Source organism: Bacillus shivajii, from assembly GCF_020519665.1.
Lineage (GTDB): Bacteria > Bacillota > Bacilli > Bacillales > Salisediminibacteriaceae > Bacillus_CA > Bacillus_CA shivajii.
Genome location: NZ_CP084703.1, coordinates 2,798,128 through 2,814,314, shown reverse-complemented (window position 1 = coordinate 2,814,314; position 16,187 = coordinate 2,798,128). Strand labels below are relative to the sequence as shown.

Below are 16,187 nucleotides of genomic sequence, written 5' to 3'. Positions count from 1 at the left end.
TTTGATGAAAAGGTGGAATCAAAGAAAGACGATGCCTATAGCATCGCCTTATGAATGATTATTTATGATCAAGTGCTTGCTTTAAATCATTGATAAGATCATCTGCATCTTCAATTCCAACAGAAGCACGGATTAAGCCATCAGTAATCCCTAATTCAATTCTGCGTTTACGAGGAATGGAAGCATGGGTCATTTTTGCTGGTAGACTAATTAAACTTTCTACAGCTCCTAAACTTTCTGCTAATGTGAAAAATTTCGTTTCTTTTAAAACTTTCTCTGCACGCTCACCACTACCTACATCGAAAGAGATCATTCCACCAAAGCCGGTTGCTTGTTTTAAATGTGTATGATGACCTGGATGATTTTCGATCCCTGGATAATAAACAGTCTCAATATCATCTCGGCTTAATAAAAATTCTACAATTTTCTTCGTTGTTTTTTCTGTCTGTTCCATTCTTAGTCCAAGTGTTTTAATTCCTCGCATTAAAAGCCAAGAGTCGTGCGGACCTAAAATACCACCAACTGAATTTTGAATGAAATGTACTTCTTCAGCTAAGTTTTGGGAGTTTACAACAACAAGTCCTGCAACAACATCACTGTGACCTCCTAAATATTTCGTTGCACTATGGAGGATGATATCTGCGCCTAGTTCGATCGGGTTTTGCCAGTAAGGAGTACTAAACGTATTATCAACGATGAACAGAAGCTCGTTTTCCTTTGAGATCGCACTAATCTCTTTTAAATCCGTCACTTTTAAAAGAGGGTTCGTTGGTGTTTCAACATAGATGGCAACCGTATTTTCTTGGATAGCGTTCTTGACTTCTTCTACATTACTCGTATCAACAAATGTTACTTCTATATTGGAGCGGTTCAGTACTTTACTCATCAGGCGATAAGTACCACCGTACACATCATCGGTTAGTATGATGTGGTCCCCACTTTTAAATAATGACATGACAGCAGAGATTGCAGCCATTCCAGATCCGAAGGCAAATCCAGCGTGTCCGCCTTCTAAATCAGCGATTAAAGACTCTAATGCTTCTCGTGTTGGATTACCTGTTCTTGAGTATTCGTAGGCGAAGTTACCGACGCCATCTTGTTTATACGTACTCACTTGATAAACCGGGACAGTAACAGCACCTGTATGCTTGTCACCGACGATACCTCCGTGAATTAATTGTGTTTTTTTCTTCATGATTCTTTCCCTCCGTATATTCCTGTGCTTAAGTAACGCTCACTACTATCTGGAAACACTGTCACAATGTTTGTACCTTGTTTTGCGACCTTTGCTTCTCTTAATGCTGCAGCAAATGCAGCACCTGACGAACTACCTACTAAAAGTCCTTCTTTTGTTGTTAACTCATGGACAAAATGAAAGGCTTCTTCATCACTAATTGTATGAATTGCATCAAAATAGGATGAGTTCATATAAGGTGGTAAAAACTCCATGCCGATTCCTTCCGTACGGTGAGGGCCAGCTTCACCACCATTTAATATCGACCCTTCAGGTTCAACGATTGCTGTTTTTATATGTTCGTTCTGTTCTTTTAAGTACTTCGCAGTCCCCATAAAGGTTCCACCTGTTCCAGCGCCAGCGACGAATACGTCAATGTTTCCATCGAGTTCTTTCATGATTTCAGGGCCGAGTGTCTTATAATACGTATCCGGATTTGCTTTATTTTCAAATTGAGCAGGGGAGTAGGAGTCAGGAATTTTTTTTAGAAGATCTTTCGTTTTATTTATCGCACCGACCATCCCATCTTCTGTCGGAGTATTTACAACTGTTGCCCCTAATGATCGCATTAACGTTTGTTTTTCTTGACTAAACTTTTCTGGTACAACGAAAACGACGGATACATTGGTCCCAACGGCAGCTAATGCAAGACCAATCCCTGTATTTCCTGCCGTTGGTTCGATTAACGTTCCGTTTGGGGTAATGTGTTTATTTTCAATTGCATCGCGAATAAGCTCTTGACCTAATCGGTCTTTGATACTACCACCTGGGTTGAAATACTCAAGCTTTGCGTAAATGTTAACTTCATTAGGTATTTGTATGTTTGTGATTTGAAATAATGGTGTATGCCCGATAAGAGATTGAATACCGCGGAAAATAGTCATCGTCAACACCGCCCTTAGTTTAATGCATCTTCAGCAAAAACGATCGTCCACTCATCCTTTTTAGAAAGCATGTTTTTAGCAAGTTCTTTTGCGCCTTCTAGAGAGTGGGAGGCAGCCCAACCGCATTGCAGTTCATTGCAAGCTGGTACTTCCTCAGCCTTTAATACATCATTTAATGTTTTCTCTAGTAAATCTAATACATTTTTATAACTTTCATCATTAATAATCGATAAATAAAAACCAGTTTGGCAACCCATTGGGCTAATATCAACAATTTGTGAGTGGTGGTTTCGACTTAATTCAGCCATTAAATGTTCTAATGAATGTAAGGATGGCATTTTCATATGTTCCTTATTTGGTTGAGAAAAACGAATGTCATACTTATAAATCTTGTCTCCGTTTACTCCTTCTGTCGTACCTGCTAAGCGTACATATGGTGCTTTTACTTTCGTATGGTCTAAGTTAAAACTTTCAACGTTCATTTTTTTCGCCATTTTTTATTCCCCCTACATGTATTTATCGTTTTGTTGCTTCAAGGATCCAAACAAATTTGTTCATCGATTGAAAAGAAACTTCAAAGTTCGCTTGCTCAAAAATCTCTGTAAGAAATGGAATGGTTGTATAATACTCCGTTTTGAGATCCTCCGCTAAGTTTAGAAATCGTTTTTCTTTTGCATTTTGAATGATCTCCTGTTTTTCATCTTCATTTATAAACATAGTATCTGCGAAAACAACTTTATGACCAGAATTTAGCATTTTACTATACAAATTTGCTGCTTGTTGTTTTTCGTCATCAGTTAAGTGGTGAAAAGCATATGTTGATACGATTGTTTGAACCTCTTCTTCAGGCAGTGGGAAGTGAAGAAAATCACCTGAAAGAATCTCGTAATCTAACTTTTTGCTTGCGATTAAACGCATTTTTTCAGATGGCTCAATACCTGTGTAGTGGTCAGCTTTAGATAATAAAAAGGATGATAAGTTTCCTGTCCCAACGCCAAATTCTATAATATGACCTGATGAACGATTTGCAACTTCTTGCAATATTTTTCCGTATCCTACAAATACTTCTTTGTACTCTTCATCTATTCCTGCAACAGTTTGATCATAAGATTCAGCCCATCGGTCAAACAACTCAACAAATTCCGTCCCCATGTATAAGACTCCTTCCTTCAAAACTTATTATTCCTATTAATCGTATCGGGATTAAATGTATTTGTATTATATGAAAAAAATCAGAAAAATGGAAGGGCTTTATTAAGATTTTATGAAAAATTCCATCAAAACAAATTTATTAGATAATTGAATGAATTTCATAATTACGTTTTATTTGGAAGTGAAGTTCACACTCATTTTTCGGAATTTCGCATCATTTTGAGTTATGAAATTGATTCAATTTGTAGATCAGGAAAACTTGAAATGGTGGCTTTCAGGATTGGATGAAGGTTTAACAGATGCAGCGTCAAAGGGATGTCCGCTAGGACGTGGGAGAGTATGGAGCCTTTTGAAGATAAAAGGTAAGAAGGTCGTTATGAAGCAGTTATTGAGCTCTTAAGGTGAAGAAAAAGGGAGGATGGTCACTATGAAGAGGGCATGTCTATCGTGTGTTGAAAAAGATCGGCCCCCATTCAATGATCGAGTGGAGGCCGGTAACTGTTCACGTAATTGATTTGGGTCTTTATGTTTTATTTAAACCTTTCTTCTCAAGAAATTCTTTCATGTGCATTCTTTTAGGTTCAGATAACATTGAAGCCATTTGCTCTGTCCAGTGATCTTTTCTTTTACCACCAGTTCGTTGTTCGTAATACGAAGAAACTGTAGTATTGTAATCTTTCAATTGGCTTATATAATGCTCTTTATTTTGGATGTATTCTTCTTCCTGATAAATGTTCTCAAGAGGGAGGCGTGGTTTTTGATCAGAAAGATTTTCAGGAACGCCTACAGCCAAGCCGAATAAAGGGATAACATAAGGAGGTAACTTTAAAAGCTCACTAACCTCTAGGATATTATTTCTTAATCCTCCGATGTAACAAATGCCAAGGTTCAATGACTCCGCAGCGATTGTTGCGTTTTGAGCGGCAAGGGAGGCATCGACAACTGAAACGATAAACTTTTCCGTGCTCTGAATGGAGTCTTCTACTTTTACTCCTTCTAAATCCCCAGCGAGGTAATGACGATATAAGTCTGCACAGAAAATAAAGAAATGGCCATTATTAGCGACGTATGGCTGGTTACCAGCAAGTTTTGCTAACGTTTCTTTCTTTTCTTTATTTTTTACGCCGATGATTGTATATGCTTGTATGTAACTTGAAGTGGAAGCCATTTGTGCCGACTTAACAATTGTTTCAATTTGTTCATTAGATAAAGGGGTATTTTTAAATTTTCGAATCGATCGATGGTTCAACATCGTTTCAATTGTTTGATTCATGAAATCACTCCTCCTATAAAAAAAGCTCTTAATTCTTTTATATCATATCAGATAACGTTTTCTAAAGTTATATGTTCTCAAACATACAATATTTATCAGCCATGCCATACTACATATGTATACTTACATATAAAAGAAAGGTTATGTTAAAGTTCGTTGTCTCTTTCTCTTACTTCCGAAAATTATTCAAGCTGCCTCGACGCATACACTACTGTGTGTAGCGAGCGGAGGAAGGGGTCACAGACTTTAATATAGCAAAATAAAAAAACGGGCGTTGCCCGTTTTCACTCACCATCGATTGATTCGCATTTGCTTATTTTTTAATAAAGTATTGACCAACTTGTTTAACGATTGGACTAACTTGGTTTGCTGTTTTGACGACTTGATCAAATGTGTTCATTGCTTTATTGAAGTCAAATTTTCCGTCTTGTGTTTGAAATGCTGACATGATGCCTGGCATAGGTGAATTCCCTGGATTCTTAGGGGGTTGGTTTGCGTGATGTTGCCATGGTGGCTGTTGATATGGTGGTTGCCAATACTGTTGCTGTTGGTTAGGTGGCGGATACATCCCATGGTGATATGGCGGTCTTTGGATAGGTCGTTTAGGTGGAAATAACATTGAGCACCCTCCTTTTATTCAATTTCTATTCTTTTCTTTTTATTTGGAATGCGAATTTGTAAAACCCCGTCTTTTAAATAAGCTTTTACCTCAGATTCATTCACCGCAAAAGGTAATTGAATCGTTCTTTCGGATTTTTCAAATGAAGCGCTCTGTTTAAATGATTTCGTTTTGGAATTCTTTACTTCTTCATAGTCTTCAAAAGATACTGATATTTTGATAAAATTATGGTAGATGTCTAATGTAAGTTGGTCTTTTTTTATCCCTGGAAGCTCGGCTTCGATGATGTAATCTTTCTTTGTTTCATATTGGTAAACTGGGATTGCACGTGGAATGTGAAAGTGACGGACTGTTTGGTTAAAAAACGAATCAATCGATTGCAAAATATCACCAATAGGTCGTTCATGGATCGGCTGGTTCTTTCTTTTGTTATCCATCAGAGATCACCTCACTATTCTTTCCCCTTATAGCATATGAAAATATAACAGAACCGTTTAGGCTAATATCTAGTTTTTAGAGATAAACTCGTGCCTTTTTTATGAAAGGCTTTGTTTAGCGAAAAGCCAAGTTTTGTTTACACTATAAGAATGTATAAAAATTTAACTAAGAAGCAATTTCGGCGTAGTGAAAATTTTTATGTGTATAGTTATGTTCACCGGCTAAATACCCGACATCCTGTTGGAACGCCGGTGTTAGCACGTCTTGTGCGTTACAACTACGCCTTTGTCTTCGCCTTAAAGGCTCGCCAATCGGCGAGATTTCTTTAGAAGTGGACGTAACAAAAGACGGCGACTCCCGGAGGATCAGCGACGAGCAATACTTCTTCGAACTGCTCCGAGCTGCGACGAGTAACCGCAGGAGCACTGTTTATCTGTGACGAGTAATCGCAGGAACACTCTTTACCTGCGACGAGCAAGCGTAGTGGCGCAGGAGCAACGAGCTGAAGATCCACTTAGGCGAAGAGTTGTCGAGCCTAAGTTAGCTGAAGACAAGCCCTCGGGAAAGCGTCCGTCTGTAGTGAAGTTCACACTCATCATTCGAAATTTCGCATCATATTTTTTAGTTATGAAATTGATTCACTTACAGTAATTTATTGAGGGCCTTATGGAAAAGTGCAATTCTTTATGAAAAGTTTCATAGCTTTTAGGATGTATTTATAATGGGAATAAAGTGTACTAGCGAATAAAGGCGATAATAGAGGTGTAAATTGTGGAGAAGTTCTATAAAATTTTAATTCTGTTGTTTTTAATTGGCTCAGGTGCTGTTGTCTTAATTTATACTGCCTTAACAATATTAGTGATTATTAATGGAGATGCACCTGCCTAATACAACAAAAGAGGCGGTCTCGTAAGTTTCATACTTATGAGACTGCCTCTTTTGTTATTGGATTGCACGATTTTTCTCAACATCTGTTAAGCGGTTGTTTTCGAGAGAGTACACTTGATCTGTTAATTCCATCATACATTCATCGTTACTTGCGATAATGACGGTGGAACCGTTCTTTTTCGCAAACCGAAAAAGGTTAGTTAATACTTCTTGACCTTCAATACCAGAAAGTTGTTTTGTTGGTTCGTCGGCTAAGATCAGCTTTGGCTTAGTCATTAAAATTCGAGCAATTGTAGCTAATACTTGTTCTTTATCATCCAAGCCCTCAAGCGTTTCATTCATTTTTTCCTCTGTAAATCCTAAATCTGATAAAATTCGTTCTGCCTCTGCTTCTGTTCGCTTGTACGTAGAATCGTCAGATGGCGTTCCTAATAGCAAGTTTTGCTTTGTAGTCAAAAATGGAATTAAACACCCTTCATCAGTAATAAAGCCGATATTTTCCAAGCGCCATTCGGTTCGGTGTTTAATATTTAATAAATCTTCCCCAAATACCTTGACACTTCCCTTATTTGGTGGTGTCATTGCAGCAATCATCTTTAGTAATGTCGTTTTACCGGACTGCGATCCTCCCGATATAACGATGAAGTCCCCCTCCTCAACTTGCAAATTCACCTTATCAAAAATGACGTTTAAGTCAGCCCCGCTTGCAAATCTTTTTAATACGTTATTTACTTCAACAGCAAACATCGTTACTTCACCCCCACAAAGTATTGATTATTATTATTGACCAATCCCCTTATAAATATATTAAACCATGTAATGAACTTTTATGAAACCGCTATCAATTAAAAAGTTTGACAATTTTGTAAAATTAGAAAACTTTCTACTGTTATGATAGTGAAATATTATATAAGGGTGTTTTCATGTGAATAAAATGGACTTTATAAAGGAAGGAAACGCTTATCGCGGGAGGGGATTATTTACACACTCTTTCTTTCAAGTTAATATAACAATATAAAATTGTGAGGTTGTTATACCTTTTAATAAGGTTCTGTTTACTGGTAGACTGGATTTCCAATAAGTTTGAAGAGTGAAAAGTGGCACCAGGGAATAGCATTCACTTCACGAGTAAGCTACGAGCTGCCTCGACGCATCCACTAAAGTTTATGACTTTTTGAGGATGGAGCAACAAACTTTAAAGCAAATGAATGATTTACCATTGTTATCATTGGAACAATAAAAGTAGGATTATAAAACCGGAAGGAGAACCAAATGAATATTCAATTTAATGTACCATTTACATGGCAAGAGTTTGGGATTGCTGTAGGAATCATTATTATATTTTTAGTCTTTAGAAAAATTTTCACGACTTACCTTTATAAAATTATTTTAAGGTTTTCAAAGAAAGCACCGACAGAAATTGTTACTAATATACTTTTAGCCTTTGAAAAGCCGTTACGCGTTTTCTTCGTTTTTGTTGGTTTTTATGTAGCCTTTATGTATTTACCTTTAGCAGAAGTTTTCAATGACCCAATGGAAAAATTGTTTCGATCATTTATTATTATTTTAATCGCATGGGGGCTCTATAATTTATCAGCATCTACGTCAACTGTTTTTACAAAAGTGGGGGAGCGACTTGATATCGAGTTAGACCAAATACTGCTCCCATTTGTTTCTAAGCTTATTCGTTTTGCAATCATTGCGATGGCAATTGCGATTATCGCAGATGTTTGGGAATATAATGTGAGTGGTTTTGTTGCCGGGCTTGGCTTAGGTGGACTAGCATTTGCATTAGCTGCCCAAGACTCAATCAGCAACTTCTTCGGAGGAGTTGTCATAATTACAGAAAAGCCATTTACAATTGGTGATTGGGTCAGTACACCGAGTGTTGAAGGAATTGTAGAAGATATTACGTTTCGTAGTACAAAAATAAGGACATTTGCAGATACACTGGTTACGGTTCCGAATTCAACATTGGCAAATGAATCGATTCAAAACCATTCTCGCATGGAAAAACGCCAAATCACCTTTAGCCTTGGAGTGACATATTCTACTCCTCGTGAAAAAGTAGAAACCTGTGTTCGTCGTATTGATGAAATGTTAAGAAATCACGATGAGGTGGATCAAGAGTTAATTATGGTCCGTTTTACTGAGTTTAATGAAAGTAGTTTAGACCTTTTTCTTTACTTTTTTACGAAAACGACCGCTTGGGTGAAACATTTAGAAGTAAAAGAAGACATTAATTTAAAAATGATGCAGATCCTTGAAGAAGAAGGTGTTTCAATTGCATTCCCAAGTCGCAGTATTTATATGAATTCACCTAAAAAAGGAGAAGCATAATGCAAGGGACAGTCCGACTGAAGCCTTTTAGCTTTTTTATACGTTTTACTTGAGGAGAGTTTTGGGTAGTATAAAGAGATTGTCAATTTATCAGCTTATTAATGCCTAAAACAATAAAGGACAATAGAGGGATGAATATGAGGTATGTTTCAATAGAACAAGTAAAACAAGGGGAGAAACTAGGAAAGCATATTTTTGCAAGTGATGGCAGGATCCTATTAAGTGAAGGGGTTCCTCTCACGATCGGGCTAATTTCTAAACTAAGAAGAATGGGTGTATCATCATTATTCGTAAAAGATGCCCGATTTGAAGATGTGGAAATTGAAGAAGTCGTATCTGAAACGACAAAAAGAAAAGCAGTTACAGCTTTAGCTCAGTCGATTCAATATATTCAAGAAGATAAAAAGCTTGATGGTAAATCAGTAAGTGAATCAGTCAGTAGCTTAGTTGAAGAAATCATGTTAAATAAAGATGTTTTATTTCATTTAACAGATATTCGTACAGAAGATAATGATTTGTTTATGCACTCAGTCAATGTTTGCATTATGTCAGTCATGGTTGCTGTACAAATTGGACTAACAAAGGACAAGGTCCAAGAGCTTGCGGTAGGTGCTTTATTACATGATATCGGTAAACATGTATCTAAAGTTCGCGTAAACGATATACCAGCAGGTTTTGAAAATAATGATGAGCTATTAAATCACCATGCTTGGAAAGGGTTTAACTTGTTACGGAAAACACCAGAAATTAGTACTCTTTCGGCTCACATTGCCCTTAGTCATCATGAAAATATTGATGGTACTGGTGCGCCTCGACAAATGGATGGGAAAGATATTCATTTATTAGCTAAAATTGTAGCAATCGCAAACGATTATGACCACTTTGTTTCAGGAATGAGTGACGAAGCAATGTATCCATTTGAAGCCTGTGAAAAAATTATGGGCTTAACGAACAAACGTTATGAACATCAAGTTGTTTGGAGATTTTTAAGATGTGTCGCTTTTTATCCAACTGGAAGCCAGGTGAAACTTAGCAATGGTCATGTTGGAGCTGTCGTCGGACAACATAAAGGGTTACCACAACGTCCGATTATCCGTACGTTTGACCCTGATGGAGATGATATTACATTTGAAGAAATTGATTTAGCGAAGGAAACAACAGTATTCATAAATAAAGTGTTTTCATAATATACTTAAAGAGTCAGCGACAATGTTGCTGACTTTTTTAATACTTTAAGGTCTTATTGTATACCCGTTTATCTTTCTAAGTTTCCCAACAATGGTTCTCGTTGTCAAAAAGAAGCAGCTGATGTCGAGCGGTTTTTAACGTAAATATCTTTAATATTGAAACATTTATATAACTTCACTCGTCTAATTTTTTAAATGGCGGGATGAGCAGGTGTTGCACCTGCGTTATCATGCTTTGTTTGAAAGCGTGATTATGCCAAACCGGCTTCATCCCTCGTTAAATATAGATTATCCTATTGTATTAAAAGGTATGCATGGAATTAGTGTAGATCAGAAATGAAGCGTGAAAGAGTTCCTGCGATCAATGTTGGACGAGCAATAATAATAGTGACTATAGTATCATCTTTTTTTGAAGACAAAAATAAAGTTTTGCGCACAATGTAAAGGGTAAAGGATGAATAAGGGAGGAATAGGCAATGAGAAAACAGTGGCTTTGGATGGTACCGTTGGTAATAATAATTTTATTTTTTAGTACGTTTTTATCTTTTTCTTACGCCTCAAACGATACAGATCCCTCAATATTAAATGTAACTGAAAAAGACCTGATCGAGAGAACCACTAAAATAATTGATAAAAAGATAAATGAAGAAAAGATAAAAGCCAATAGGAGCGCGTCAAATAAAGAAAATAAAGAACAATCATACATAGAAGAACTCTTCTTACAAAATAATGTAGATATTGGTGATTCAATGGATAAACTCTATTCAAAAATGGGTAATCCAAATGAAGAGGGAATGTATGAAGGTGGAATTTATGCAGACTACGGAAAAGAAACATTTTTTATTAACCCTGACACAAATAAAATAAATGCAATTGCTCTACCTGCTGAAAAAATTGATGAAAAGTTTCTTTCAGAAGTAGAAAATAGTCTAAAAGGTAATGTCATTATGGAAGCCTTCAATGAAATGGAAAACTTATGGCTGGAGATATACGATTGGAAATCTTATAACGTGATGATTGAACGAAAAGAGCAAAAATCATCACCAATCTATATATGGTTAACTGAGGACTCCTTATTTACGCAATAAAAGTTAAGTGAGCATATACTCTCACTTAACTTTTTCTTTTAAACGTCTTCTTGATTCGGTCTACCACAAAATCCCAGGTGCCAGGCACCTGGGATTTTGTGGTAAAAGACGATGTGAAAGGAATTTCATTTAATCATTGTGTACAATTGATTGCAATTTTATTGTGAAATGTCTATCATAAGGAAGTGTTAAATTTAATCTTAGGAGGAATAAACAATGAAAATGATGGATGCAAACGAGATTATTAATTTTATTTCAAATAGCGAGAAGTCAACACCTGTAAAAGTACATATTAAGGGAGACCTAGAAGGGGTTAACTTTGGCGAAGCTACAAAAAGCTTTATTCAAGGAAACACAGCTGTTCTTTTCGGTGAGTGGAAAGACATTCAAACTGCCATTAAAGAAAATGAAGCAAAAATTGAAGATTTCGTTGTAGAAAACGATCGCCGTAACTCAGCGATTCCACTATTAGATATGAAAAACATTAAAGCACGTATCGAACCAGGTGCGATCATTCGTGACCAAGTAGAGATCGGTGACAGTGCCGTTATTATGATGGGCGCTTCAATTAACATCGGTTCTGTTGTTGGTGAAGGTACTATGATTGATATGAACGCAGTTTTAGGTGGACGTGCAACAGTTGGGAAAAACTGTCACATCGGAGCAGGAGCTGTTTTAGCTGGTGTTATCGAACCACCATCAGCCAAGCCAGTCGTTGTTGAAGATGGTGTAGTAGTAGGTGCGAATGCAGTAATCTTAGAAGGTGTAACAGTTGGCGAAGGTTCAGTTGTCGCAGCTGGTGCCATTGTAACAGAAGATGTACCTGCAAACACAGTTGTAGCAGGGACACCAGCAAAAGTCATTAAAGAAATTGATGAGCAGACAAAAGGAAAAACAGAAATTAAGCAAGAGCTTCGTAAATTAAATGAGGAATAAGCATGTCTTTACCAAATAGACAAATTGACACAGCGAAATTTGTTGAAATTCGTAGAGAGTTACATGAAATTCCTGAAATAGGGTTTGAAGAAACAAAAACTCAAGCTTATTTATTAAAGTACATTCAATCATTGCCTCAACAATATTTGAGTATCCAAAAATGGCATACAGGTATCTTAGTAAGAATAGAAGGTTCTTCACCAGAAAAAACGGTAGGTTACCGCACCGATATTGACGGCCTTCCTATGACGGAAGAAACGGGTCTACCGTTTTCTTCCGTTCATGAAGGAATGATGCATGCTTGTGGACATGACTTGCATATGAGTATCGCATTAGGTATTCTCACATATTTTTCAGAGAACCAACCGAAAGATCATTTACTGTTCGTTTTTCAACCTGCAGAAGAAGGTCCAGGTGGAGCGAAACCACTTCTAGCCTCAGAGGAGTTTCGGCGTTGGAAACCAGATGAAATGATTGCCCTTCATATAGCACCTGAATTACCTACTGGTACAATAGGGACAAAAACGGGCCTGTTATTTGCGAATACAAGTGAATTGTTTATCGATTTAAAAGGGAAAGCTGGACATGCAGCATACCCGCACTTAGCCAATGACATGGTTGTAGCGGCAAGTCACCTTGTAACACAGTTACATACTGTCGTTTCAAGAAATATTAATCCACTTGACTCTTCCGTGTTAACAATCGGAAAAATTGATGGAGGAACGAAGCAGAACATTATTGCTGAACATGCAAGAGTGGAAGGTACAATTCGTACGTTATCCCTTGACTCCATGAAAAAAATGAAAGAGCGTGTGGAAGATATTTGCCGTGGCATTGAATCAAGTTTTGACTGTGAAACGAACATTGATTATGGGGCAAACTATTGCCAAGTTTATAATGAAGAAAATTTAACAAATGAATTTATAGAATTTGTTAAAAACTCATCCTATGTTCGGTTTTCAGAAAGTGAAAAAGCGATGACAGGAGAAGACTTCGGTTATTTCTTAGAAGAAATCCCTGGATTTATGTTTTGGCTTGGTGTAAGTAGTGAACACGGATTACATTCTTCAAAACTGAATGCTGATGAAGAAGCCATCTCATTAGCAATACGTTTAATCATTGAATACTTACAAACGCCTAACCGTAACAACTAACGGTTAGGTTTTTTATTGTGATTCTAATCAAATTAAAGAATATTTTTGAAGCATATGGTTATATTATCATTTGTAACCAAATAAAGGAGGAATGACAATGGCTCGTATTGGAGTAGAACAATCATTATCTGACGTTCAAGAAGCTCTTCAAGCTAAAGGGCATGAAATTGTTCAGTTACAGCAAGAACATGATGCAGAGGGTTGTGACTGCTGTGTCATTACAGGTCAAGATCAAAATGTAATGGGTGAACAGCAAACAGTAACAGAAGGGGCTGTCATTAATGCACATGGCTTAACAGCTGAAGAAATCTGTCAGCAAGTAGAAAGTCGTGTGAACCAACAATAATTTTGCCAGATAATAAAAGGGACGATCTCAAACAGATAAATGAGAAAGTCCCTTTTTTAGTCGCTTATTATGAGTCTTTTTGAATGTATACTTGGTGTGGATAAGGGATCTCGATATTATTGGCATCAAGTGCACTCTTTAATACTTTCCGTAATTCACGCTCCACAGACCATTGTTGCATATTTTCAGTCTTGGCTAAAATGCGAATCACTACATCACTATCCCCTAGGCTCTGTACACCTAATACATCTGGACCTTCTTTAATTTCATCATGCTCAGCTTTAAAGCGGTCACAAGCTTCTTGCATGACTTGTATTGCTTCGTCAACACTTTCATCATAGCTAATGCTTATATCTACAAGAGCACGCATATTGGAGCGGGAGTGATTACTTAAGCTTCCAATCTCTCGGTTTGGAATAAAATGTACCGTTCCATCAAAACTGCGAATTTTCGTGGTTCTTAAACCAACTTCCTCAACAACACCATCGATGCCAGCTACTGTGACATATTCATCAACTTCTAGTTGTTTTTCTAAAAGGATAAAGAAGCCAGTCACAACATCACTAACTAATCCTTGGGCACCAAACCCTATCGCTAAGCCTACAATACCAGCACCGGCAATAAGAGCAGTAACATCATATTCAAAAATCCCAATGATTATTGTAGCTAATATAAATATGAGTATGTAAGAAAACGTATTCGAAGCTAGTTTTTCTAACGTTTTCGCTCTTCCTTCTGTCATATTACGTTGGCGACTCATACGTTCAAAGCTATTTGAGATTAATTTGCGTCCGATTGCTCGTATAATAAAGAAAGCAATAAGGATGACTACTAATTGCAAACTAACTGTTAAAGCTTTCGTCCAAATGGCCGCCCAATTAATTGTTTCAATCCATTCCGTCAATGTTCCTTTCTCCTTTCAAACGATGATGATTTAAAGCACGTTAATAGAGTTTACCACATTGCATAGGACTACTAAACATATTTGAGCGTATTATTTTTGATTTTTACCAAAGTTGGTTATAATAATAACTGGTGTATGGCAATATGATTATAGGATATAGCAAATTTCAGTTAAAAGTACATATTGGTTGACTGATAATAATACTTATTTTATAATCATTATTGTTAACGATAGCACACATATTTCAGGAGGGATTACATATGACAGACAAGCGTATGGTAGCAAAACAAGCACCACGTTTTGAAATGGATGCAGTAATGCCGAACAAAGAGTTTGGTAAAGCAAGTCTTGAAGAAAACATGAAAAACGATAAGTGGACAGTTCTTTACTTTTACCCAATGGACTTCACATTCGTTTGCCCAACAGAAATTACAGCTCTAAGTGACCGCTATGATGAGTTCGAAGACTTAGATGCAGAAGTAGTTGGTGTATCAACTGATACAATTCACACTCACTTAGCATGGATTAACACTAGCCGTGATGACAATGGTCTTGGTGAGTTAAAATATCCTCTAGCTGCTGATACAAACCACGAAGTTTCTCGTGAGTACGGTGTATTAATCGAAGAAGAGGGTGTTGCTCTTCGTGGATTATTCATCATCAGCCCAGAAGGTGAATTAATGTACTCTGTTGTTAACCATAACAACATTGGCCGTGATGTAGATGAAACACTACGTGTATTACAAGCACTTCAAACTGGTGGACTTTGCCCAGCAAACTGGAAGCCAGGACAAGCAACACTTTAATTACTTATAGTAATTTGTTGAAAAAGCCTAGCATGAATATGTTAGGCTCTTTTCATACATCAATTACATTTTAAATGGAGTAATTTTTTTTATTATTTTATTCGCTGTAGAAAAAAATGAGGTGAAAATGAAAATGAAATTACGCACTCCAATGCCTGAGTTAGAAGGTGCAACAGAAGGGCTAAATGGGCAGGTTAATCGTGATGAATTAGTAGGAGATAAGCCTACTCTTATTCATTTCTGGTCAATTAGTTGTGGTTTATGTAAAGAAGCAATGCCTAATGTCAATGAATTTCGTGACGAATATAAAGATAAACTAAATGTCATTGCAGTACATATGCCGCGCTCTGAAAAGGATTTAAACCTAGAAGAAATTAAATCAGTTGCAGCTGAGCATGATATATCTCAACCAATTTTCGTTGATAGTGAACATAAATTAACGGACGCGTTTGAAAATCAATACGTTCCTAGTTATTATGTTTTTGATGAAGAAGGTAAATTGCGTCATTTCCAAGCTGGCGGTGGCGGAATGAAAATGTTAAGGAAACGAGTAAACCGTGTTTTAGGAATTAAAGAATAATAAAGCCCTCCTTAAGTGTTCGACTTAAGGAGGGTTTCTTATTTAGAGGAAATTGTAAGTAAATTTGTGTTAGTCACGAGAAATCGGAAAAGTAATGAAAATCATAAGGCAGTAAGTTTCAGCTCGGAAATCAGGTTGTGTACTAAATGATAACCATTTTAACTTACGGATAAATTACGATTTTCACGGACAAATCATAAAAGTCACGGACAAACAGAAATTTTCGCGGATAAATCATAAAAGTCACGGACAAACAGAAATTTTCACGGACAAATCATAAAAGTCACGGACAAATCACGATTTTCGCGGACAAATCATAAAAGTCACGGACAACGAGAAATTTTCACGGACAAAACCC

Annotated in this window: 17 protein-coding genes; 8 read left to right on the top strand and 9 right to left on the bottom strand. The window is 36.8% G+C overall.

Going from position 1 to position 16,187, the window contains the following annotated elements; translation table 11 throughout:
• Window positions 1-58: 58 nt before the first annotated feature.
• The 8 genes from LGQ02_RS13715 to LGQ02_RS13680 all read right to left on the bottom strand — a co-directional run bounded on the left by LGQ02_RS13715 (window position 59) and on the right by LGQ02_RS13680 (window position 7,235).
• On the bottom strand, window positions 59-1,195 hold the full coding sequence (locus LGQ02_RS13715; RefSeq protein ID WP_226514925.1) for a bifunctional cystathionine gamma-lyase/homocysteine desulfhydrase: 1,137 nt from the start codon (window positions 1,193-1,195) through the stop codon (window positions 59-61).
• The gene (locus LGQ02_RS13710) at window positions 1,192-2,118 is read right to left on the bottom strand and encodes a PLP-dependent cysteine synthase family protein (protein WP_226514924.1); all 927 of its coding nucleotides are present in this window, start codon (window positions 2,116-2,118) and stop codon (window positions 1,192-1,194) included. The genes LGQ02_RS13715 and LGQ02_RS13710 overlap by 4 nt, the downstream gene beginning before the upstream one ends.
• Window positions 2,119-2,132: 14 nt before the next feature.
• The gene (locus LGQ02_RS13705) at window positions 2,133-2,612 is read right to left on the bottom strand and encodes an S-ribosylhomocysteine lyase (RefSeq protein WP_226514923.1); all 480 of its coding nucleotides are present in this window, start codon (window positions 2,610-2,612) and stop codon (window positions 2,133-2,135) included.
• Window positions 2,613-2,634: 22 nt separating this feature from the next.
• Window positions 2,635-3,270, bottom strand: a complete 636-nt coding sequence (locus tag LGQ02_RS13700) for a class I SAM-dependent DNA methyltransferase (RefSeq protein WP_226514922.1) — start codon at window positions 3,268-3,270, stop codon at window positions 2,635-2,637.
• A 523-nt stretch (window positions 3,271-3,793) separates the two neighbouring features.
• The gene (gene nfsA, locus LGQ02_RS13695; RefSeq protein ID WP_226514921.1) at window positions 3,794-4,543 is read right to left on the bottom strand and encodes an oxygen-insensitive NADPH nitroreductase; all 750 of its coding nucleotides are present in this window, start codon (window positions 4,541-4,543) and stop codon (window positions 3,794-3,796) included.
• A gap of 313 nt (window positions 4,544-4,856) precedes the next feature.
• Window positions 4,857-5,162, bottom strand: a complete 306-nt coding sequence (locus tag LGQ02_RS13690) for a YppG family protein (RefSeq protein WP_226514920.1) — start codon at window positions 5,160-5,162, stop codon at window positions 4,857-4,859.
• A gap of 14 nt (window positions 5,163-5,176) precedes the next feature.
• Complete coding sequence (locus tag LGQ02_RS13685) at window positions 5,177-5,599, bottom strand: Hsp20/alpha crystallin family protein (protein WP_226514919.1); 423 nt, start codon at window positions 5,597-5,599, stop codon at window positions 5,177-5,179.
• 943 nt (window positions 5,600-6,542) lie between these two features.
• The gene (locus tag LGQ02_RS13680) at window positions 6,543-7,235 is read right to left on the bottom strand and encodes an ATP-binding cassette domain-containing protein (RefSeq protein ID WP_226514918.1); all 693 of its coding nucleotides are present in this window, start codon (window positions 7,233-7,235) and stop codon (window positions 6,543-6,545) included.
• 525 nt (window positions 7,236-7,760) lie between these two features.
• On the opposite strand from LGQ02_RS13680, the gene LGQ02_RS13675 reads away from it, so the two are divergent.
• From LGQ02_RS13675 to LGQ02_RS13650, 6 genes are all read left to right on the top strand, one after another.
• The gene (locus LGQ02_RS13675; protein WP_226514917.1) at window positions 7,761-8,828 is read left to right on the top strand and encodes a mechanosensitive ion channel family protein; all 1,068 of its coding nucleotides are present in this window, start codon (window positions 7,761-7,763) and stop codon (window positions 8,826-8,828) included.
• Window positions 8,829-8,959: 131 nt separating this feature from the next.
• Window positions 8,960-10,015, top strand: a complete 1,056-nt coding sequence (locus LGQ02_RS13670; protein WP_226514916.1) for an HD-GYP domain-containing protein — start codon at window positions 8,960-8,962, stop codon at window positions 10,013-10,015.
• A gap of 476 nt (window positions 10,016-10,491) precedes the next feature.
• On the top strand, window positions 10,492-11,103 hold the full coding sequence (locus LGQ02_RS13665; protein ID WP_226514915.1) for a hypothetical protein: 612 nt from the start codon (window positions 10,492-10,494) through the stop codon (window positions 11,101-11,103).
• Window positions 11,104-11,319: 216 nt separating this feature from the next.
• A complete protein-coding gene (dapD, locus tag LGQ02_RS13660) occupies window positions 11,320-12,039 on the top strand; it encodes a 2,3,4,5-tetrahydropyridine-2,6-dicarboxylate N-acetyltransferase (RefSeq protein ID WP_226514914.1) in 720 nt (239 codons plus the stop codon).
• A gap of 2 nt (window positions 12,040-12,041) precedes the next feature.
• Window positions 12,042-13,193: an N-acetyldiaminopimelate deacetylase gene (locus LGQ02_RS13655; RefSeq protein WP_226514913.1), complete on the top strand. Its 1,152-nt coding sequence runs from the start codon at window positions 12,042-12,044 to the stop codon at window positions 13,191-13,193.
• 97 nt (window positions 13,194-13,290) lie between these two features.
• The gene (locus LGQ02_RS13650) at window positions 13,291-13,539 is read left to right on the top strand and encodes a YkuS family protein (RefSeq protein ID WP_226514912.1); all 249 of its coding nucleotides are present in this window, start codon (window positions 13,291-13,293) and stop codon (window positions 13,537-13,539) included.
• 67 nt (window positions 13,540-13,606) lie between these two features.
• Here the strand turns inward: LGQ02_RS13650 and LGQ02_RS13645 are convergent, their stop codons facing one another.
• The gene (locus LGQ02_RS13645; RefSeq protein ID WP_226514911.1) at window positions 13,607-14,443 is read right to left on the bottom strand and encodes a mechanosensitive ion channel family protein; all 837 of its coding nucleotides are present in this window, start codon (window positions 14,441-14,443) and stop codon (window positions 13,607-13,609) included.
• Window positions 14,444-14,703: 260 nt separating this feature from the next.
• Here LGQ02_RS13645 and LGQ02_RS13640 point away from each other — a divergent pair, with 260 nt between their 5' ends.
• Both LGQ02_RS13640 and LGQ02_RS13635 read left to right on the top strand, forming a co-directional pair.
• Entirely contained in the window at window positions 14,704-15,249 is a 546-nt protein-coding gene (locus LGQ02_RS13640; protein WP_226514910.1) for a peroxiredoxin, read from the top strand.
• A 133-nt stretch (window positions 15,250-15,382) separates the two neighbouring features.
• Entirely contained in the window at window positions 15,383-15,829 is a 447-nt protein-coding gene (locus LGQ02_RS13635; RefSeq protein ID WP_226514909.1) for a TlpA disulfide reductase family protein, read from the top strand.
• The last annotated feature ends 358 nt before the right edge of the window (window positions 15,830-16,187 follow it).